Source organism: Stenotrophomonas maltophilia group sp. vghtpe118, assembly GCF_052605195.1.
The window spans coordinates 2,282,407-2,302,950 of record NZ_CP199672.1 but is presented as its reverse complement, the minus strand read 5'-3'; the positions used below and the strand labels follow the sequence as shown (position 1 = coordinate 2,302,950).

The following is a 20,544-nucleotide window of genomic DNA, read 5'->3' as shown; positions in this document are numbered from 1 at the left end:
GAAACGTAGTTCTATCAGTCGGGATTCTCAGGAGATGAGAAATGGAGATGTTCTCTGTCATCGCATCGTCGCTTGTTGCCGGTACAAGAAGCGAGATCGGATCCGCGAGGAAGAAGATTGGACCTAAAGTTTCTTCGCATACGGCCGATACAGGTGCGTCCCTCTACCTGGAGCCTGTCATGTCGGCCGTTGTCCCCCACCTCCGGTCCCTGCGCACGCAGCTTGCGGCGCTGCGCCCGGCGTCCTCCGGCCTGCTGCTGTGGCTGCAACCGCATCGGCTGAGCGTAGCCAACAAGCTCAAGGCGACCTTGTGGGTCTGTGGCCTGGGACTGGTCGCAATCGCAGCCGTCTACGCCTGGACCGGGCATGCCAGCACGCAGGCTGCGCGCAGCCAGGCCAGCTACCAGCGCGGCAGTGACCTCGCCGCGCGCCTGGCCACGCGGGTGGCCGAAGCGCGCCGCCTGCAGATCCAGTATGCACGCAGTTTCGATGATGCCGACCGCGCGCAGCTGCTTGCCACGCAAAAGGCGCTGCAGGACGATCTGCGGGCGCTGCGCACGATGCCGATGGATGCAGGCCGGCGCAAGGCCCTGCAGGCGCTGACCGAAGCTGCAGGCGCGTTCTCGCAGGGTGTTGCCGCCCTGTTCGAACGGGTCGACGAGATGGGCCGTGGTGAGGCCGGCCTCGCCGCGCAGCTGCAACAGGCTGCAGACACGCTGCAGGGGCAGGTGGATGCGCAGCAGCGGGATGCGCTGGCGTTGTCCCTGCAGAAGATGCGGCGGCAGGAGGCACTGCTGCTGCTCGACGGTGATTCCACCCACGCCGACCGCGCCAGCGAAGAAAAGCTGCCGTTCGATCTCGCGCTGGCGGGCCTGCCCGCGGATGCGCAGGGCACCCTGCGCACCGGAATGGAGGCGTATCAGACCGCATTGCTGGGGTATACCGCTGCCCGTGTCGGCCTGGATGTGGAAGCGCAGTCGCTGCTGGATACCGCTGCGGGCGTAGCGCCTGCGCTGGCCGCATTCCAGCAGGCACAAGCCGCGGCACTGGCCCGTGCCCAGGCCCGCCAGCAGGCTGGTGCGCGCACGATGAGCGTGCTGTTTGCATTGACCGTGCTGCTGGTCGCCGGTGTGCTGATCACCAGCCTCGTGCTGGTGCTGCGTGCAGTGCGCCAGCCGATCCAGGACACCCTGCACTTCGCCAGCGACATCGCCGACGACCGCCTGGACACCACCCTGCGCGTCTACAACGCCAACGACGAGATCGGCCAGCTGGCGCAGCGCCTGGTCGACATGCAGCAGCGCCTGCGCGCGCGTATCGAGACCGAGCGTGCCGTGGCGCGCGGCAACACCCGGGTGCGCCAGGCATTGGACAGTGCGCAGACCGGTTTGATGGTGATCGATGCGGAAGGGCAGGTCGCCTACGCCAACCCGGCACTGCTGCAGCTGCTTGACCTGCGGAACGAAGCGCTGGTGGGCAGCGACGCGGTACGCCTGCATCCGGCGTTGGCCAGCCTGGCCGGCGTGCGCCAGCGCGAAGAGCGCGAGATCGGCCATGCTGGCACGCGTTACCAGCTGATTGCCAACCCCGTCATCGATGAAGGGCAATTCCTCGGCGTAGCGGTGGAATGGCGCAGTCGTGCGCTGGAGACCCTGCTGGAAACCGAGGTCGCTGCGCTGGTCGATGCTGCAGCACACGGCGACCTGCACGGTCGCATCGCGCTGGAGGGCAAGCAGGGCTTCGTGCGCACGTTGTCGACCAGCATCAACCGCCTGCTGGCGACGTTTGAAACCAACCTCGGCGACCTGCAGGCATTGCTGGCCGCGCTGGCCCGTGGTGACCTCAGTGTGCGCATGGAGGGTGAGCTGCAGGGCGTGTTCGCGCGCATGCGCGATGATGCCAACGCGACGGTCGCTCAGCTGGGCCGCATCGTCACCCGCATCCAGCACGCCACCTCCAGTATCGATACCGGCGTTGGCGAGATCGTTGCCGGTCATCAAGATCTGTCACAGCGCACCGAGCAGCAGGCCGCGAACCTGGAAGAGACCGCCGCTTCCATGCACGAACTGACCGATACGGTCGGTCGCAATGCTGATGCCGCAGGCCGTGCCGACGCGCTGGTCAAGGGTGCGGCTGCGGTGGCGCAGCGCGGCGGCGAGGCTGTCGGTCAGGTGGTGGCGACCATGCAGGGCATCAGCGAGGCATCACGCCGCATCGGCGACATCACCCAGCTGATCGACGGCATCGCCTTCCAGACCAACATCCTGGCGCTGAATGCTGCGGTGGAAGCGGCGCGTGCCGGTGAGCAGGGCCGCAGTTTCGCCGTGGTGGCCGCGGAAGTGCGCCTGCTTGCACAACGCAGCGCAGAGGCGGCCAAGCAGATCAAGGGCCTGATCGAGGATTCGGTGGCGCGTGTGGGACAGGGCAACCAGCAGGCCGAACAGGCCGGCATCACGATGGGCGAGATCGTCGGCAGCGTGCAGCAGCTGGCCGAGCTGCTGGCGGGTATCCGCAGTGCGTCGCAGGACCAGCATGCCGGCATCGCACAGGTGAACCAGACCATCGTGCAGATGGAAGCCAGTACCCAACGCAACGCCAGCCTGGTGGAAGAGGCCGGTGCCTCCACGGCGCAGATGCAGGTCCAGGTGCGTGCCCTGGCCGACGCGGTGGGCGCGTTCCGGTTGCAGTCGATGCCGCAGGCGCGCGCCGCGGCGGCCTGGTCAGCCGAGCGTAGGCTCGGCGCTACATCGGCTGCAGGAACACTGTAGAGCCGAGCCCATGCTCGGCTCACACCAGCGTTCGGCGGCAGGAATCAATACACGTCGCGGCGGTAGCGCCCGTTTTCCAGCAGCGTTTCCACCGCTTCATCACCCAGCGCGGTTCGCAGCACCTGGTCCACGCCCTCGGCCATGCCCTGCAACGACCCACAGACATGGATCACCGCACCGCGCTGTATCCAGTCGCGCAGCGTTCCGGTGGCCGCCTGCAGGCGATCCTGCACATAACCGCCGTCGCCATCGCGCGAGAACGCCAGGTCCACCCGGGCGAGATGGCCATCGGCCTGCCACGCTTCGATCTCGTCGGCGAACAGGAAATCGTGTGCACGCTGGCGTTCGCCGAACAACAGCCAGTGCCCGTGTTCGCCTGCACGGGCGGCTTCGCGCAACAGGCTGCGCAGGCCGGCGATGCCGGTGCCGTTGCCGATCAGCACCATCGGCGCGCCAATGACACGATGGAAACCGGGGTTGCGATGCACGCGGGCGACGATGCCGGCACCGATCGGCGCATGCAACGACAGCCAGCCCGAGCCCAGCCCGGCTCGACCGGAGGCGTCATGCACCAGCCGCACCACCAGCTCCACCACGCCATCATCCGTGCAGGAGGCGATCGAATACTCGCGGCTGGGCAGCAGCGGCAGCCCGGCCAGCCACAGGCAGGCATCCTGCACCGCCAGCGCAGCATCGGCCTCGGGCAGCTCGCGTTCACTGGCCAGCGCCAGCAGCGTGCGCGGATGGCCATCGACCAGCAGGGGCTGCAGCGGATCCAGCCCATGCGCCTTCAACACGGCACCGGCGTGCTGGGCATTGTGGCGGGGCGCGATGTGCAGGATGTCACCCGCCTGCCACTGCACGTCGGCCGGTGCGGCAAGACGGATACGCCAGATGGCTCCGCCGACGCTGCCAGGGTTGAGGCGGTCGCGGCCGAGCAGGCGCCACTCATGCATCTGCGTAGCCGCAGGCAGCACGCTGTCATCGGTGACGATGCCGGTGAGCGCACCCAGCTCCTGCTGCCACCGGCGCAGCGCCGGGACCGAGGCGGCATCGACGTCGACGCGCTCGAACAGTGCACGCGCGCCGTTTCCGATCAACCAGCCATCGACCCGGCGGCCGAAGCCGCAGTAGTGCGGGTACTGGCGGTCACCCAGCGCGAGCAGGCCGAACTGCAGGCCCGAAAGGTCCAGCGCTTGTGCAAGCAACTGCCGCGCTGCGCGCCGGGCGGCATCGGGCGGCTCGCCGTCGCCGAAGGTGCTCAGCACGAACAGCGCGCTCGATGCACGCAGCAGGAGCGCGGCATCGATGCGCGCCAGCGGCAGCACCTGCACCGCATGGCCGGCCGCCTGCAGCTGGGCCGCCGCGCGCCACGCCAGCTGTTCGCCCAGTCCGCTCTGGCTGGCATGCACCACCAGCCACGCTGCGTTGCCGGCGTCGCTGGCCGGCATCGGTAGCGCCTGGCGCAGCCCGCGCGCGGCACGCTGGCTGCGGCGGCGGTCCAGGTACAGCATCCAGCCGGTGATGAAGAACAGGCTCATGCCCAGGCTGCTGAGCATCACCACCACGCGCCCGGGTACACCGAAGTAGCTGCCCGAATGCAGCGCGAACACGCTGGTGGCCAGCTGTCCGCCCGCGCCCTGGCGTGCGTACGGGCGGGCATCGAGAACCGCACCGCTGGCCGGATCGAGCTGCAGCAGGTCATGCGCACGATCGTGGTGGCCGCCGCGCTGCGACGGATCACCGGCCATCACCCGCACGTTCAGCGCCTGCCCGGGCTTCTCCGGCAGGCGCAGGTCAATGAAGCCGGCGCGCACGCCCGGCAGCGCGTACAGCGTGGCTTCAATGCGGTGCAGGTCCAGCGACGCATCGGTGGCAACCTGGTGCTTGGCCGCCGGTGGGACGCCCAGCAGCGTGCTGGCCGCACTGCGATACCCGTCGAACGACCACCACAGGCCGGTCAGCGCACTCATCAGGTAGATCAGCAGCACCCAGGTGCCGACTACCGAGTGCAGGCTCCACAGGAAGCCGCGCCCGCTGCGTTTCCACTCCACTGCCAGCCAGCTGCGCCAGTGCCACCAGCGTCGTGGCCAGCGCAGGTAGAGGCCGGACAGGGTGAAGAACAGCAGGGCGATGGCACAGCTGCCGGTGATCCACTTGCCGCGTTCGCCCGCGGCAAGGTGGCGATGCAGGTCCTCGACGAAGTCGAAGAACGCCTGGCCGCGCAGGGCGCTGAAGCGCTCACCGCTGTACGGGTCGAAGTACACCCAGTGGTCCTTGCCGCCGGCAAAGCGCGCGACCGACGGCCGCTGTCCGGTGGCATCGATACGCAGGCGTTGCAGGGGGCGTTCGCTGCCGGCCTGGAGCAGCGGCACCAGTTCACTGAGTGCAAGGGGATGCTGTCCGTCGGCATGGTGCTCGGCGATCTCGGCAAAGCCGGGATTGGCGGCGCGCAGCAGCTCGTCCTCGAAGGACAGCACGGCGCCGCTGAGGCCCATCACGGCCAGGACGGCACCGGCGGTAATGCCCAGCAGCCAATGCAGTTGGAACAGGACGTTCTTGAACATCGAAGGAGAGGGGCCCGGGAGGCTGCCGCCCGCATCCTGCGCAACAGCAAATGAGAATTAGTCGCGTAATTCTCCGTGGCGCCCCGGCTGCGGTCAAGCTGGAGGTACCGGCCGGGCGGCACCCGGCACCCGCGGTAGTGCCGGCCGCTGGCCGGCAACCTCAGAAGCAACAGCCGAAGCAACAGCGGGTTTCCTGTGAGGAGGCGGGGGGGGGCGGTTGCGGGGGACGGCGCAAGTACGTCCCTGTAGCCTTGGTCACGGCATCCATGCCGCGGACACCCCCTCAACCGGAGCCACCCCGCCTTCGACAGTTTCCTGCGATCTGTCGGAACGGCGTTCTGCTTTGGTGGGTGCCGACCGTTGGTCGGCACGGGGTCTGATTCCGTTCTGAATATCGATATCTGACAGATGTGTCGACCAAGGTCGACACCTACCAACAGCCGCGAAGATCTGTCAGAGGTGGGGCGGTGTCGGAGTGCGGGGTGTCAGCCGCATGGGCCCGAGGCATGCCTCGGGCGGGTTGGGCAGGACGCCCAACCCCGGTCTTGACGTGTGCGCAGGACAGCGCACACGAGCAAGCGGCTGCCAAGCTTACGGGGACGTACATGCAGCGTCCCCCCACTCCGACATCGCCCCGCCAACCCGCGGAATGCCCGCTTTGGCTGTTGGCGTTGCACTGAGCCGGGTGCAGGGCTGCAAGCCCTGCAAAAAACACCCTCACTTCACCCAGCTGTCGATCTCGCCGTGGGCGAACGGTCCCAGCTTCGCTTTTACCATTCGCCCCTGCGCATCGAACAACACGCTGTAGGGCAGCAGGCCTTGCGCGTTGCCGAGCTGCACGCTGGCATCGCGCGGGCCCGGTGTCTCGATCACGATCGGGTAGTCCACCGGCACCTGCTGCAGGAAACCGCGCACGTCGTCCGTCGTGTCCAGCGCCAGACCCAGCACCTGCACACCGTTGTCGCCCTGGGCATCGGCGAAGCGCGCCAGTTCGGGCATCTCTTCCACGCAGGGCGCACACCAGCTGGCCCAGACGTTGATCAGCAGCGGCCGGCCGGCAAAGCGATCGCGCAGGACCAATGGCTGTCCCGCCAGGTCCGGCAGTGTCAGCGCGGGCAACTGATCGCCCACCTGCAGCGTGGGCTTCATGGCCGTCGCCCTGGAAGCCGTCGCTGGCACGGCAGGTGATGATGGGCCGGGGGCCAGGCGGTGCCCGGCCCACAGGCCGAGGCCGGCGGCCAGCACCGCTGTCCACAGCAGCGCTGGCCGTTGCCACTTCATCGTGCGGTGCGCAGCAGCGCTTCCTCGACCACCGCCTGGGTCAGCAGGGTCGGCAGCACGGTCGGCGGCGCGCCGGGGCCGTACACCACGTACAGCGGTACGCCCACCGCCTTGTGCTCTTCCAGGAACGTGGTGATCTGCGGGTCGACGTTGGTGTAGTCACCGCGCATGTACACCGCATTGGTGCGCTTGAGCAGTTCCTTGAACTCCGGCCGTGACAGCACCGCACGTTCGTTGGCCTTGCAGCTCACGCACCAGTCGGCGGTCATGTTGACGAACACCACGCGGTTGTCGGCGCGCAGGCGGTCCAGCAGCTGCGGCGAATACTCGACCACGTTGTCGCTGGCGGCCTGTGCGGCCCTCGCCGGCGGTGCCAGCTGGGTCACGCCCCAGGCCGGAACCAGTGCACCGATCGCCAGCAGCACGCCGAGCAGGGTCCCCGCACGCGAGCCGGTCCAGCGGTTGCGTTCAAACAGCCACAGGCCGAACGCGAACAGCAGCAGGCCACCCAGCACCAGCGCCATGCCGTCCACGCCGCGCTGCTTGCCCAGCACCCACAGCAGCCACAGCGCAGTGGCGTACATCGGGAAGGCCAGCACGTGCTTGAGCGTTTCCATCCACGGGCCGGGCTTGGGCAGGCGGCGTGCCAGCGCTGGCACGAAGCCGATCAGCAGGAACGGCAGCGCCAGGCCCAGGCCGAGGAACAGGAACACGGTCATCGCCTTCAGCGGCGGGGCAATGAAGGCGTAGGCGATCGCACCGCCCATGAACGGGCCGACGCAGGCACTGCCGACCACGCAGGCCAGCGCACCGGTGAAGAAGTCACCGGCCGGGCCGCTGCGGCTGGCCAGCGACTGGCCAAGGTTGCCGATGCCGCCGCCGAGGGTGAACACGCCGGACAGGCTCAGGCCCACCGCGAACATGATGTAGGCCAGTGCCGCCACCACGCCCGGGTGCTGCAACTGGAAGCCGATGCCGACGGCGTTGCCGATCGCGCGCAGGCTGACCATCAATGCGCCGATCACGGCGAACGCGACCAGCACGCCCAACGTGTACCAGAGCGCGTGGCTGCGGGCGCGCTGCGGGCTTTCGCCGCTCTGCGCCAGGCTCAGCACCTTCAGCGACAGGATCGGCAGCACGCAGGGCATCAGGTTCAGCACCAGTCCACCGGCCAGCGCCAGCAGCAGCACCCAGACGAACGAACGGTCCGGGTTCGGGGTGGTCGCCGGCGGACGCGTGCGAAGCGCATTGTCACCACGCGCGTCGGTGGCGAACGCGTTGCCTGCGCCCTGGCCGCCCGTGGCGGCGGGAGTGGCGTTGCCGTCGTTGGGTACGGTCGGCAGCAGGCGCAGCGGTACGCCATTGGCGGATTCACGCGGCGCACCGGCAGCGTGCAGCGCATTGACGGCTTCCTCGCGCACTGGCGCCTGGCCGGTGCCGGCGGTGAGCTTGCCGGCCGGAATCGACAGCTTCACCCGACGGGTCATCGGCGGGTAGCAGATACCATCGGTCTGGCAGCCCTGGAAGGTCACCACCAGGGTGCTGTCGACCGCATCAGTAACAGTGCGGCGCAGCGGCAGCGGCACTTCCACCTGGTTGAAGTACACCGAGACATCGCCGAAGTGCTCGTCGCGATGCGACTGCGCGGCCGGCCAGCGCGGCTTGTCGGCGAGCACGCCGGCGCTGCCTTCCAGCTTCAGCGAAGTGCGGTCGCGGTACAGGTAGTAGCCGGGTGCCGGGCTGAAGCGCAGCAGCAGGGTGTTGCCGTCGCTGGCGATGGCATCGAAGCCGAACGCCTGTTCCGACGGCAGCGGCAGCGCCTGGCTGTTGTTGGCCGCGCCCGGCAGGCGCAGGCCACCGCTGTTGCCGGCACCGGCCAGCGGGTTGTTGAACGGACTGGCGGCACCGGTACGCGCGGCAGGCACCGCGGCCGCCGCACCGGCACCCGGCAGGGTGACCTGCACCACGCGCTTCTGCGGCGGGTAGCAGACGCCGGCATCGGCGCAGCCCTGGTAGCGGACTTCCAGGCTGATGGTGCCGGCGGCGTCCGTCGGCGTGCCGGGCAGGGTGGCCTGCAGGCGCTCCCGATAGGTTTCGACCTCGCCGAAGAAATCATCGTGGTGCCTGTCACCCTTGGGCATCTGCAGCGTGCCGGCATTGAATGCCGGATCCGCCTTGACGCTGGTGCGGTGGCGATACAGGTAGTAGCCCGGTGCGATCTTGAACTGCAGTTGCACCTGGCCCCGTTCGGGGGCCGTGGCGGTCAGCGCGAACGCCTGGTCCACCGGCAGCAGGTCCTTCTCATCCAGGGCCAAGGCGGGCAGCGAGAGCCACAACAGGGCGCACAAGGCAGCGCCACGCGCAAACAGAGTCTTCAATCAGTGTCCTCCCGGGTCTGTGCCCGGATCCAGTCCAGATACGCCGGCAGGCCGGCCCGGGTTTCGACCGCGATGCACTCCGGGAGTTCATACGGATGCAGTTCGACGATCCGGGCGATTGCGTCATCGATGCGGCTCGCGGTGGTCTTTACCAGCAGCTGCAGCTCGGCATCGGTGGTCACCTCGCCCTGCCAGCGGTAGGTGGACTGCGCGCCATCAAGGCGGGTCACGCACGCGGCCAGGCGCTCGCCGACCAGCGCGTGCGCAATGCGCTCTGCACTGGCCCGGTCCGGGCAGGTGGTCAACAGCAGCAGGACGGGATCGACGATCGGCATGACCGCCGAGTATAGGGCCGCCGCCGGGTCAGGGCCCGGCGGCGGCAGTGGACCGCTGCGTTGCGCGGTCAGTTGGCCAGCTGGCAGGTGGCTGGCTTGGCCGAGGTGAACAGGGCCGGGGTCGCCCACTCGGGGTGGTCGATGAACGGGTTGCGATTGCCCTGGAAGCTGTAGACCACGTCATTGCGGGCACGCTCGGCATCATCCGGCGGATCGGACAGGTGCCAGTCGATCAGCGTCGACAGCAGGCCCATGTAGGCCGGCGAACTGCTGGTCTTGACGATCTTGCTGCGGTCGTCGGTCAGCTCCAGGTCCGGCTCGGACTGGCCGGTGGCCGCATCCTTGCCGCCCTCATAGCGGATCGCCATGTACATCACCGCACGCGCCATGTCGCCCTTGCGCTTGCCCCACACCTCGAAGGTGCCGGTGTTGCCGTCCGGCGTGCGCACCCAGTTGGAATTGCCCGGGTAGCCACCGCTGCCGCCGCCCTGCCCATTGTTGGCTTCGGTGGCACGCTCGCCGCAGCTGGCATCGCACTTGGCGAACGGCTTGTTGCCACGGTCGGCGTTCCACTGCGCGTCGGTCAGGTACAGCATGTGGGTGTCGGTGTACGGCGCGTAGGGCAGGCCCTTGTCACCGGTGGTGGTGGCAAAGCCCAGCGAGTTCGGCCAAGTGTGCTCGCGGTTGTAGGTCAGGCCGCTGCCGGTGCCCGCACGATCACTGACCTTGGCGTAGCTGCGGTTGCGGTAGGCATCGAGGATGCGGTTCGGATTGTTCGGATCCTCGTCGGCGATTTCCAGGATGGTCCAGGTGCTGGTGCCCGAGCCGCTGTACGGGTAGGCGGTATGGCCCTTGATGGTGGCGTGCAGCGAGCAGCGCAGCTGGCTGGGGCTGCTGGTGTTGACCCTGGAGTAGTAGCCGGCCGGCACGCCCGGGTTGCCTGGGTCCGGATTGCCGCCGGTGCTGGCCACGGTGAAGGCGATGCGGCTGTCGGCGGCCGGATGCGCGCCCTGCAGGTCGGTGATGCGCGCAGCGCGGATGTCGAAGCGGCAGGCTTCACCGGCCACCAGCGCGGTGTTGGTGGACAGCTTCACGCTGCGGCCGCTGGCCGGGAAGGTCAGCGGCACGGTGCCGGAGGTGCCGCAGCTCAGGGCGAAGGCGCCACTGGCCAGGTTCACCGTCTCGCTGAACACCACTTCCAGGTCGGCGGCAGCCGGGAAGGTGCTGCTGCCCTGCGCCGGGGTGGTGGTGGAGACTGACGGCGGCGTGTTGGGGCCTGGCGTGCCGCCGCCGCTGAAGGTCTGGCCGTTGTTGCAGCTGCCGAACGTCTGGCCGGCCGATTCGGCCCAGGTGAAGTGGGCGTACTGGCTGCCGCTGCCGGTCAGCTGCAGCGAGGTGCCCGGCGCGGTGCTGTTGCTTTCGGCCACCGGGATGTTCTGGCTGGTCATGCCCGCGGCAGGGCCACCGGAGGCGGTGATGGCGCCCTCGTAGCTGAGGAACTGGACCACCTTGCCGCTGGCATCGACCAGGGCGATGCCGTCGTTCGGACCATTCTGGAGGCCGTTGGTCGGATAGTTGACCACGGCGATGGTGGCGCTGCCGCAGCCGGCGGCGGTGCCGGCCGGGACCGGATTGTTGGCGTAGACGGTGGCGGCCGACGGGTTGCTGCCGTTGTAGAGGTACAGGCGGTAGCCGGACAGGTCCTCACCGGCAGTGGCTACGACCTCGATCGCTTCGCCGACGTCACCGGCGGCGGTGCTGTCGTCGTAGTGCAGTTCATTGATGAAGACCTCGGCCTGGACCGGCGCAGCGGCCAGCGCCAGCAGGCAGGCGGCGGCAAGCGGGGACAGCAATCGCATCGACTACTCCTTGTGATTGGGAATGCCTGACCGAGCCTAAGGCCGATCCAGTGACACTTTGTCGTAAATGAACGTCAGATATCTGACAGTGCGACGCTTGTCACCGAAATTGATCTGGACCGACGCCCTGGCCGAGGCGTGCGGGCGAAAAAATTTTTTCATTCCGCCCTTGAAAGGGGGCGGCAGGGCTCCATCTCTGCCCTGCTCCCGACGTTGTCGGGTTTCTTCACGTGCGGTTCTGGCACTCGCCTGGGGTGAGTGCTAACATCGCCGGACTTTTTTAGACCAATCAATCACTTAAGAGGTCTCCTATGAGCATCAAGCCGCTGCACGACCGCGTTGTGGTCAAGCCGATCGAAGCCGACGAAATCTCCGCCGGTGGCATCGTCATCCCCGACTCGGCCAAGGAAAAGTCCACCAAGGGTGAGGTCGTGGCCGTCGGCCCCGGCAAGCCGCTGGACAACGGCAACGTGCGCGCGCCGTCGCTGAAGGTCGGCGACAAGGTCATCTACGGCCAGTACGCCGGCAGCTCGTACAAGAGCGAAGGCGTCGAATACAAGGTCCTGCGCGAAGACGACGTGCTCGCCGTCATCGGCTGAGCCCCGGCGCGACCTGTTTCAACCTGATCCCAAACTCCCAGCCGCCGGGCATCGTCCGGCGCTACCAATGAGGTAAATGCAATGGCTGCCAAGGATATTCGTTTCGGTGAAGACGCCCGTTCGCGCATGGTGCGCGGCGTCAATGTTCTCGCCAATGCCGTCAAGGCCACCCTGGGCCCGAAGGGCCGCAACGTCGTGCTGGAAAAGAGCTTCGGCGCCCCGACCATCACCAAGGACGGCGTCTCCGTCGCCAAGGAAATCGAACTGGCTGACAAGTTCGAGAACATGGGCGCGCAGATGGTGAAGGAAGTCGCGTCGCGCACCAACGACGATGCCGGCGACGGCACCACCACCGCCACCGTGCTGGCCCAGGCCCTGATCCGCGAAGGCGCCAAGGCCGTTGCCGCCGGCATGAATCCGATGGACCTCAAGCGCGGTATCGACAAGGCCGTTTCGGCTGCCGTCGCCGAGCTGAAGAACATCTCCAAGCCGACCGCCGACGACAAGGCGATTGCCCAGGTCGGTACCATCTCGGCCAACTCGGATGAGTCGATCGGCCAGATCATCGCTGACGCGATGAAGGAAGTCGGCAAGGAAGGCGTCATCACCGTTGAAGAAGGCTCGGGCCTGGACAACGAGCTGGACGTGGTCAAGGGCATGCAGTTCGACCGCGGCTACCTGTCGCCGTACTTCATCAACAACCAGCAGTCGCAGACCGCTGACCTGGATGACCCGTTCATCCTGCTGCACGACAAGAAGATCTCCAACGTCCGTGACCTGCTGCCGGTGCTGGAAGGCGTCGCCAAGGCCGGCAAGCCGCTGCTGATCGTGGCCGAGGAAGTTGAAGGCGAAGCGCTGGCGACCCTGGTGGTCAACACCATCCGTGGCATCGTCAAGGTCGTGGCCGTCAAGGCCCCGGGCTTCGGCGACCGTCGCAAGGCGATGCTGGAAGACATGGCCGTGCTGACCGGCGGCACCGTGATCTCCGAAGAAGTCGGCCTGTCGCTGGAAAAGGCCACCATCAAGGACCTGGGCCGCGCCAAGAAGGTGCAGGTCTCCAAGGAGAACACCACCATCATCGACGGCGTCGGCGACAAGGCCAACGTTGATGCACGCGTGGCGCAGATCAAGACCCAGATCCAGGACACCTCCTCGGATTACGATCGCGAGAAGCTGCAGGAACGCGTGGCCAAGCTGGCCGGCGGCGTTGCGGTGATCAAGGTCGGCGCCTCGACCGAAATCGAAATGAAGGAAAAGAAGGATCGCGTCGACGACGCCCTGCACGCCACCCGTGCAGCCGTTGAAGAAGGCGTGGTCCCGGGCGGCGGCGTTGCCCTGGTCCGCGCGATCACCGCGCTGGCCGGCCTGAAGGGTGCCAACGAAGACCAGAACCACGGCATCCAGATTGCCCTGCGTGCGATGGAAGCCCCGCTGCGCGAGATCGTGGCCAACGCTGGCGACGAGCCGTCGGTCATCATCAACAAGGTCAAGGAAGGCACCGGCAGCTTCGGCTACAACGCGGCCACCGGCGAGTTCGGCGACATGCTGCAGTTCGGCATCCTGGACCCGACCAAGGTGACCCGTTCGGCCCTGCAGAACGCGGCCTCGATCGCCGGCCTGATGATCACCACCGAAGCCATGGTTGCCGAAGCTCCGAAGAAGGACGAGCCGGCCATGGGCGGCGCTGGTGGCATGGGTGGCATGGGCGGCATGGGCGGCATGGACTTCTAAGTCCACGCCTCCGGCGGTCGTTGCCGGCCTCGGTCGGCACGCCTTCCCGATGTGATGTAAAGAAGAACCCCGCCGCAAGGCGGGGTTTTTCGTTGCCCGGTTGCCGTCGCCGCAGTGCATCGCTACGCTCGGTAACCATGCCTACCTCGTTCATCGTCGTTGACGACTTCCTTTCTCCCGCCGATGCGCAGGGGTTGCGCCAGGCGGCACTGGGCCTGGACTATCCCGTCCAGGAGGGCGCATTCCCCGGCCGCAATTCACAGCAGCGGCTGGAGTTGGAGGGACTGTCCGGTGCGGTCTCGCGACTGGTCAACGAACCGCTGCGGCCGGTCAACCCGCTGCAGTCGCACGGCAAGTTCCGCCTTACCCTCGCCGGCGACATCGGCCGCGCCAAGGTACACGCCGACCACTCGCACTGGTCGGGCATTCTCTACCTGAGTGCACCGGAGCACTGCGAGGGCGGCACCGAGTTCTTCCGCCATCGCCGTACCGGCACCGAGCGCATGGCCCTGGACGCGGCGGAGCTGGCCGCATTGGGCTACGCCAACGGCGGCGACATGCATCGCGACATCATCGAGCGCGACAGCAACGACGACAGCCAGTGGGAAATGACCATGCGCATTCCGATGCGCTTCAACCGGCTGGTGCTGCTGCGGCCCTGGTTCTGGCACACCGCCGGGCCAGCGTTCGGTGATCGACCGGAGAATGGCCGGCTGGTATACCTGATGTTCTTCGAGCAGGCGCGTTGAAGAGTGCCATCCACGCTTGGCGTGGATGCTCCTCTCCCAGCCGCGTTCGCCATGCAGGCGTCATCGCACCCTCATTCGACGAATGCCTTCGCCGCACCATACTCCCACTGCCACGGCACGCCGGTATCGCCCAGTACGAATGCCACCAGTGCCGGGAACGCAGCTTCCGCCCGTACATCGTTGCCCAGAATCACCACGCAGCGTTTGTGCCGTTCGATGCACACCAGCGTGTTGCCGACCGCATCGTCGTGGCCGCCCTTGTAGAAACCTGCGCCCTGCGGGCCGCGGAACGTCACCACGCCCAGGCCCGCGGCAAGATCCTTGCGTTGCTGCGCCACGGGCAGCTCCGGCTGCAGCGTGGGGAACTGGCTGGCGGTGGTGATCGGCAGCTGCGGCCGCACCAGTTCCCTGCGCATTGCAGGCGACAGCCCATCGCCGCGGACATAGCCGGCGGCGAAGCGCGCCATGTCGGCGATGGTGGTATCCATCGAACCGGCCGCACGCACGCGGCTGCGTTCATCGTGCGGCTCGACCGTGCCTTCCGCTGTCCAGCCATCGGCCAGGTTGGCGGCGAAATCCTCACGCCACATCATGCTGGTGCGGACCATGCCGAAGCGGTCGAATACCTGCCGCTGCATCAATGCACCCACGTCCTGGCCCAGCCGTCCACGCTCGATCACGAACTGCAACAGGATCAGCCCTTCGCCGGAATACCCATAACGACTGCCCGGATCGAAGTGGAACTTCAGGCGGCCATCCGGTTCGAGAAAGCCGAAGTTGGCGAAGCCACTGGAATGGTTGAGCAGCAGGCGCGGGGTGAGCTGGCGCCAGCGCGCATCATCGGCCAGTACGCTGTAGTCGGCGTACTTCTTCGGCTCTGGCGGGTAGTCCGGCAGCGGCTTGTCCAGCGCCGTGGCGATGCTGGCGTCCAGCTCGATCCGCGCGTCCTGGGCAAGCTGTGCGACCAGGTGGCCGAACGCCATCTTGGTCAGCGAGGCGGCGTACATCACGGTATCGGTGCGCAGTGGCTCGCCTGCGGCGTTGCGTTCGCCGTAGGCGGCCACGTGTACCACCTTGCCGCCATCGATCACCGCCAGCGCCATCCCGCGCGCATGCGCCGCCTGCATCAGCCGCTGTGCTTCGGCATCGATGCGCGCGGGCGAGGGTAGCGGCGGCGCGGCCAGCACGGCCGGCGGGAGCAGCGTCAGCAACAGCAGGACAGCACGGCGCATGCGTGGAACTCCTGGCGGGACGTGGCGCGATGCTACGCCTGCCAGCTCCCGCCGTCATGCGCCGGATGTCAGCCGGGTCGGCGCAGGCAGATCCGCGCGGCACCCGCACCGATGTCCACCTGGCCACCGCGCATCGCGTCGGCACCGAGGATTAAGGCCGGTCGCGCCTCCAGGCCGATCGCCCTGAACACCGGCAGTTCGCTGATCCGGACCTCCATCGGCGGGTGCTGCCAGTTGCCGCCGGTCATGCCGGGCAGGGTGTACAGCCAGGTTGCCTGCGCACCGCCACCCAGCCCCTCGGTGCCCTCTTCACGTGCACGCACCCGAGCATCGCTGCCGTCAGTGCGCAGGCCCAGTGCGCGGGCTGCTTCGGCGTTGAGGACGGTCTGCGCGGCACCGGTGTCGACCACGGCGATGGCGTCCACGCCGGGCGTACCCAAGGCAAGCGTGATGAAGCCGAACTGGCGCAGGCCGTCATCGCGGCCGGGCAGCGCATTGGGTTGGCAACCCGGCCCTTCCAGGTCCAAGCCGCCGGGTGTCCACAGCGCCAGTTGATTGCGGCCGAAGTCCCAACGGGTGTCCCAGCGCCCGGTCAGGTCGTTGCCGATCAAGCCGTCAATGGCCGGATCATCGCCCTTCGCCAGCGATGACAGGTCGACCTGCATGCCGCTGGCCTTCAATTGCCAGCTGCCCAGCTGCCACGCTGTGCTGCGCATGCGCTGCAACTGCGCCGCCTTCGCGCTCGCGCCCTGGGCCTGCGACACTGCCGCTTCCGCATCCTGCAAACCGTAGCGCCGCACTACGCGTGCATCGACCAGGGTTGCCCCGGCGGCACTGTCGACCACGAAGCGCAGCGGCTCTGAACGCCCGTCCAGCGAGACGGCCACTGCCGGATGACCGCCCTGCATCCACATCGGCAGGACGTGCTCGGCGGCATCGGAGGCGAGCGCCGGCAAGGGGATGGCGAACAGGGGCAGCAGGAACAGGCGCAAGGGGAGACTCCGCAGTGATCGTGGGCGGCCATTGGCGCGCAGCGGCGTATCACTGCGATATCGGCATTGATACCGTCCTGATACACAGGTGCGGGATACTGAGGCAATGAACACTCCCATCCGCGTCATCGTCGTCGATGACGATGCCAGCATTCGTGACGCCATCGCCGACCACCTGCTGCTGCACGGCTACCAGGTGCGTGTGGCGGCGGATGCAACGGCGCTGGACGTGTTGCTGCAGGTTGAACGTCCTGACCTGATCATCCTCGACTGGATGATGCCCGGTGAGGATGGCCTGTCGGTATGCCGCCGGCTGCAGGCGCGGGCGATCCCGATCCTGATGCTGTCGGCGATGGGGGCCGCGCCGGATCGCGTGATCGGCCTGGAGATGGGCGCGGACGACTACCTGGCCAAGCCGTTTGACCCGCGCGAGCTGTTGGCGCGGGTACGCGCGCTGATGCGCAGGCAGGACAAGCTGCGCGCACAGGTGGCCAGCGAGCTGCGGTTTGATGGCTGGCGATTGCTGCCTGACCAGCGTCGCCTGTTCGCGCCGGATGGCGCCGAACTGGTGCTGAGCCGCGGTGAATTCTCCCTGCTGCTGGCACTGGCTGAACGTCCCGGGCGGGTGCTGGCGCGCGAACAGCTGCTGCAGTTGAGTCGCGGCGAAGCCAGCGACAGCGTGGACCGTGCCGTCGACCTTGCGATCAGCCGCCTGCGCCGCAAGCTCGGGCAGGCCGCGTCCGGCGCTGAAGCCCTTGTGCAGACACTGCGTGGCGAAGGGTACCGCTTCAACGCGGAGGTAGGGGTGTTGTGAGCAGCCGGTGGTCAACCACCCGCTGGATCGCGATGCTGGCCTTGGCCAGCCTGCTGCTGGCAACCCTGGTCAGCGTGGCGGTAGTGGGGTGGATGCCCCGGCCCGCGCCGCCACCGATGCGGCTGGACTATGCGATGCAGGTGCTGCGTGGGGAACAGGCGCCGGCGCCACTGGGATTGCATATGTCGACGCAGGACGCGCCACCCCGGGGCAGCGCCAGTGACTGGCTCACCCAGTTGGTGGCGCTGCAGATGGACCTGCCGGCCAGAAATGTACGCCTGGTGTGGACGGGGCAGGGCAGGGCGCCCGATGTGCAGGTCATCGAGGGTGGCGCGGTACTGGACGCCTCCGCTCGTGCTGGCGTGCTGAAATCGCAGGCCGCGTTGCTGACCGCCATGCAGTGGCCGCCGTTCGAACTGGGGATGCGGCAAGCCGATGGCCGATGGCGGGTGGTCGGCAGCGACCACAGTGACCTGGCGGCCTGGCGCCGCCAGGTGATGCTCGCCCTGCTGGGCGGTGCGATCCTGCTGGCCCCTCTGGCGGCGTGGGCGTCGATCCGGTTGGGGCGCCCGCTGCGACGCCTGGCTGAAGCCAGCGCACGGGTCGACCTGCAGGCCGAAACGCCATTGCCTGATGACGGTCCACGCGAAGTGCAGGTACTGGCCACAGCGATCAGCACCGGTCGCGAACGTCTGCGCGCCCAGGCACGGGACATGACGCATATGCTGGCGGCCGTGGCGCATGACCTGCGCACGCCCTTGACCGGCCTGCGCCTGCGCGCGGAGTTCGCTCCCGCGCCACAGGCCGCCAGGATGGTGGCAGACATCGAGCGCATGGATACGATGATCGAGCAGGTGCTCGACTACGCACGCGGTGAGCTGCAGCCGTTGCAGATGCGGATGCTGGATCTTTCAGCGCTGCTGGAGGACTGCGTGCAGGCGGCGCTGCTGCGCGGGGTCGACATTTCCCTTCAGGGCCCGGATACGTTGCCGTGGCATGGCGATGCGCTGCTGCTCCGGCGCGCGGTCGACAATCTCATCGACAACGCCGAGCGCTACGCGGGCGCCGTGGAGCTGTGGGTCGCCACGGCGGGTGATGGAGTGCAGCTGGACGTGATGGACCGCGGCCCTGGCATCGCCGAGATCGATCGCGCACGCCTGCTGCAACCGTTCCAGCGCAGCGAGGGCTCGCGTAGCCGCGCCACCGGGGGCGCCGGACTTGGACTGGCCGTGGCTGCCAACGTGGCGAAGCGCCACGCGGGCGAACTTCAGCTGTTGCACCGCGAGGGCGGGGGGCTGATCGCGCGGCTGCTGCTGGGACGCACTTCCTGAGTCAACTCCGATTTGCTTCCACTGGCCACTCCTCCATATGATTAGGCGCCTAATCATGAAGTTAGGAAAGGATGATCGAAGCCAAGCATCAGGCGTTGCTGGAGGAAGCGCAGCGGCGCGGCCACGCCAACATCGCGCAGCTCCGCCTGTGCTTCCAGCTGCTCTCGTTGTCCTCGTCGATCGATCGCGACTGCGCTGCACGGTTGGCACCGCACGGGCTCAGCGAGGGTCGCTTCATCGTGCTGTTCCTGCTGCACGGGGCCGGCGGCGCACTGGCGCCGCACGCGCTGGCCGAGCGCGCTGGCGTGACCCGGGCCACCATCAGCGGCCTGCTCGATGGCCTGCAGCGCGAAGGCCTGCTGCAGCGTCGCAGCGATGACGAGGATGGCCGTCGTCTGCAGATCGTGTTGACCGCACCGGGCAAGCGTTTGGCCGAGTCGCTGTTCGAGCGGCACACTCAATGGATCAGCGGCCTGTTCAACGGCCTGGATGCTGATGAACGGCAGCAGCTGTCACAACTGCTGCACAAGGTCTGGCAGCACACGGACACCGGGCGGGAAGCCGCCGCATGAGCACGCCCATTCCCGCGGAACGGCTGCGTGCACTCAACAGCAGTGGTGCCGCTGCCACGCATCTGGCCGAATGCCTGGCAGTGGATTTCGCCGCGCTGTTGCAGGGGGTGGCACCTGTGCTCGAGCCGGAAGCGCTGCAACGTATGCGCGACGCCTCCGGCAAGGGCATCACCCAGCGCATGGCGCTGGCGGCGCGGTTGCTGCACGAAGCCGGCCAGGGTGATCCCGCGCACTGGCAGGCACACGCATCAGACACCGTGCGTGGCTGGGCCTGCTACCTGATTGGCAGCGATGCCAGCGCGGCGCTGCCGGCCAAGCTGCGGGCGATGCGTCCGCTGGCTGACGACCCGCACTTCGGCGTGCGCGAATGGGCATGGCTGGCGCTGCGCAGCGACATCGTTGCCGCACCGTTGCAGGCGCTTGAGTACCTGCAGGTGTGGACGCAGGAAGCATCGCCTTACCTGCGCCGCTTCGCCTGCGAAGCGCTGCGCCCACGAGGCGTGTGGTCCACGCATATCGCGCTGTTCAAGCAGCATCCAGAACTCGCGTTGCCGATGCTGGAAGCAATGGCCAACGACCCGGAGCGCTACGTGCAGGACTCGGTCGGGAACTGGCTCAACGATGCCGGCAAGACTCAACCGCAGTGGCTGCGTGAGCTGTGCGCACGATGGCAACAGCAGCACCCTGGCGATGCCAATGCCTACATCCGCAAACGCGCCATGCGCTCGTTGCGGTAGTGCCGGCCGCTGGCCGGCAACCTCATCAACCTCAAGGAAGGCCTTCCATGTCCTACACCCTCATCGAGCTCTACACCGCTCTGGCCACCTTGTAACAGCGCCTCCGGAGGCGCACGGCACATGCGTCTGTCACCCGGACGCGGTAAACAGGACATTGCCCATGTCCATCCGCAGGGAAGTTGATCATGCAGAGCACGCTCCAGGTAACGCTGTACGGCCCGCAGGGCGATACGCCGGCACTGCAGCTGCCGCAGATGGAAGGGCCCTCGGTGGCCATCCCGGAAGCGGTACTGCGCCGGCTGGTGTCCGATCTCTACACCACCCGTTCCCTGCTCAATCCCGAGCAGCTGGACGAGGCCCGGCAGGAGCTGGACCGCGTGCTGGAGCGCTGGGCCGACATCCACGAAGGCCTGCTGCTGGACGTGGAAGTGCATGGCAGATGAGCGACCTTGCACGGCGGCCACCGCGTGGGCTGCGCGGTCAGGCGCATCACTGAACCGCGCGCCCAGTTGCGGATGAAACATTTTGCACTGCGCAAAAGCTGTGCTATCAATAGATCCCATGAACGCAGCCGCCACCCGCTTTTACTGGTATTACTT

Annotated in this window: 16 protein-coding genes; 9 read left to right on the top strand and 7 right to left on the bottom strand. The window is 67.5% G+C overall.

The genetic code is table 11. From position 1 onward, the window contains the following. Positions 1–179: 179 nt before the first annotated feature. Positions 180–2,768 (top strand): methyl-accepting chemotaxis protein, encoded by a 2,589-nt coding sequence (locus tag ACUDTM_RS10525; RefSeq protein WP_445391301.1) that lies wholly within the window; start codon positions 180–182, stop codon positions 2,766–2,768. 44 nt (positions 2,769–2,812) lie between these two features. Here ACUDTM_RS10525 and ACUDTM_RS10520 read toward each other — a convergent pair whose 3' ends face one another. The 5 genes from ACUDTM_RS10520 to ACUDTM_RS10500 form a co-directional block, all read right to left on the bottom strand. Next, complete coding sequence (locus tag ACUDTM_RS10520) at positions 2,813–5,335, bottom strand: PepSY domain-containing protein (RefSeq protein WP_445391300.1); 2,523 nt, start codon at positions 5,333–5,335, stop codon at positions 2,813–2,815. A gap of 717 nt (positions 5,336–6,052) precedes the next feature. Continuing rightward, the gene (locus tag ACUDTM_RS10515) at positions 6,053–6,616 is read right to left on the bottom strand and encodes a TlpA family protein disulfide reductase (RefSeq protein WP_445391299.1); all 564 of its coding nucleotides are present in this window, start codon (positions 6,614–6,616) and stop codon (positions 6,053–6,055) included. Next, a complete protein-coding gene (locus tag ACUDTM_RS10510) occupies positions 6,613–8,994 on the bottom strand; it encodes a protein-disulfide reductase DsbD family protein (RefSeq protein WP_072167278.1) in 2,382 nt (793 codons plus the stop codon). The genes ACUDTM_RS10515 and ACUDTM_RS10510 overlap by 4 nt, the downstream gene beginning before the upstream one ends. Beyond that, positions 8,991–9,329 carry a divalent-cation tolerance protein CutA gene (gene cutA, locus ACUDTM_RS10505; RefSeq protein WP_065196842.1) on the bottom strand — a complete coding sequence of 113 codons (339 nt, stop codon included), beginning with the start codon at positions 9,327–9,329 and terminating at the stop codon, positions 8,991–8,993. The genes ACUDTM_RS10510 and cutA overlap by 4 nt, the downstream gene beginning before the upstream one ends. 68 nt (positions 9,330–9,397) lie before the next feature. Next, positions 9,398–11,188, bottom strand: coding sequence for an endonuclease (locus ACUDTM_RS10500; RefSeq protein ID WP_065196843.1), 1,791 nt, complete (start codon positions 11,186–11,188; stop codon positions 9,398–9,400). Positions 11,189–11,499: 311 nt separating this feature from the next. On the opposite strand from ACUDTM_RS10500, the gene ACUDTM_RS10495 reads away from it, so the two are divergent. The 3 genes from ACUDTM_RS10495 to ACUDTM_RS10485 all read left to right on the top strand — a co-directional run bounded on the left by ACUDTM_RS10495 (position 11,500) and on the right by ACUDTM_RS10485 (position 14,267). Further along, a complete protein-coding gene (locus ACUDTM_RS10495) occupies positions 11,500–11,787 on the top strand; it encodes a co-chaperone GroES (RefSeq protein ID WP_005411227.1) in 288 nt (95 codons plus the stop codon). 81 nt (positions 11,788–11,868) lie between these two features. Then, entirely contained in the window at positions 11,869–13,518 is a 1,650-nt protein-coding gene (gene groL / locus ACUDTM_RS10490) for a chaperonin GroEL (RefSeq protein WP_005411226.1), read from the top strand. A gap of 137 nt (positions 13,519–13,655) precedes the next feature. Beyond that, entirely contained in the window at positions 13,656–14,267 is a 612-nt protein-coding gene (locus tag ACUDTM_RS10485; RefSeq protein WP_061478148.1) for a DUF6445 family protein, read from the top strand. 71 nt (positions 14,268–14,338) lie between these two features. Here ACUDTM_RS10485 and ACUDTM_RS10480 read toward each other — a convergent pair whose 3' ends face one another. Together ACUDTM_RS10480 and ACUDTM_RS10475 are read right to left on the bottom strand one after the other, a co-directional pair. Next, positions 14,339–15,499, bottom strand: a complete 1,161-nt coding sequence (locus ACUDTM_RS10480; RefSeq protein WP_111008363.1) for a serine hydrolase domain-containing protein — start codon at positions 15,497–15,499, stop codon at positions 14,339–14,341. Positions 15,500–15,567: 68 nt separating this feature from the next. Beyond that, complete coding sequence (locus ACUDTM_RS10475; RefSeq protein WP_069139652.1) at positions 15,568–16,491, bottom strand: aspartyl protease family protein; 924 nt, start codon at positions 16,489–16,491, stop codon at positions 15,568–15,570. Positions 16,492–16,597: 106 nt separating this feature from the next. On the opposite strand from ACUDTM_RS10475, the gene ACUDTM_RS10470 reads away from it, so the two are divergent. From ACUDTM_RS10470 to ACUDTM_RS10450, 5 genes are all read left to right on the top strand, one after another. Beyond that, complete coding sequence (locus tag ACUDTM_RS10470; RefSeq protein WP_065178812.1) at positions 16,598–17,305, top strand: response regulator; 708 nt, start codon at positions 16,598–16,600, stop codon at positions 17,303–17,305. Positions 17,306–17,337: 32 nt separating this feature from the next. Then, positions 17,338–18,636 (top strand): sensor histidine kinase, encoded by a 1,299-nt coding sequence (locus ACUDTM_RS10465; RefSeq protein WP_072167275.1) that lies wholly within the window; start codon positions 17,338–17,340, stop codon positions 18,634–18,636. 71 nt (positions 18,637–18,707) lie between these two features. Further along, complete coding sequence (locus ACUDTM_RS10460) at positions 18,708–19,208, top strand: MarR family winged helix-turn-helix transcriptional regulator (RefSeq protein WP_072167274.1); 501 nt, start codon at positions 18,708–18,710, stop codon at positions 19,206–19,208. Next, the gene (locus ACUDTM_RS10455) at positions 19,205–19,945 is read left to right on the top strand and encodes a DNA alkylation repair protein (RefSeq protein WP_445391298.1); all 741 of its coding nucleotides are present in this window, start codon (positions 19,205–19,207) and stop codon (positions 19,943–19,945) included. The genes ACUDTM_RS10460 and ACUDTM_RS10455 overlap by 4 nt, the downstream gene beginning before the upstream one ends. A gap of 185 nt (positions 19,946–20,130) precedes the next feature. After that, on the top strand, positions 20,131–20,388 hold the full coding sequence (locus tag ACUDTM_RS10450; RefSeq protein WP_005419663.1) for a hypothetical protein: 258 nt from the start codon (positions 20,131–20,133) through the stop codon (positions 20,386–20,388). The last annotated feature ends 156 nt before the right edge of the window (positions 20,389–20,544 follow it).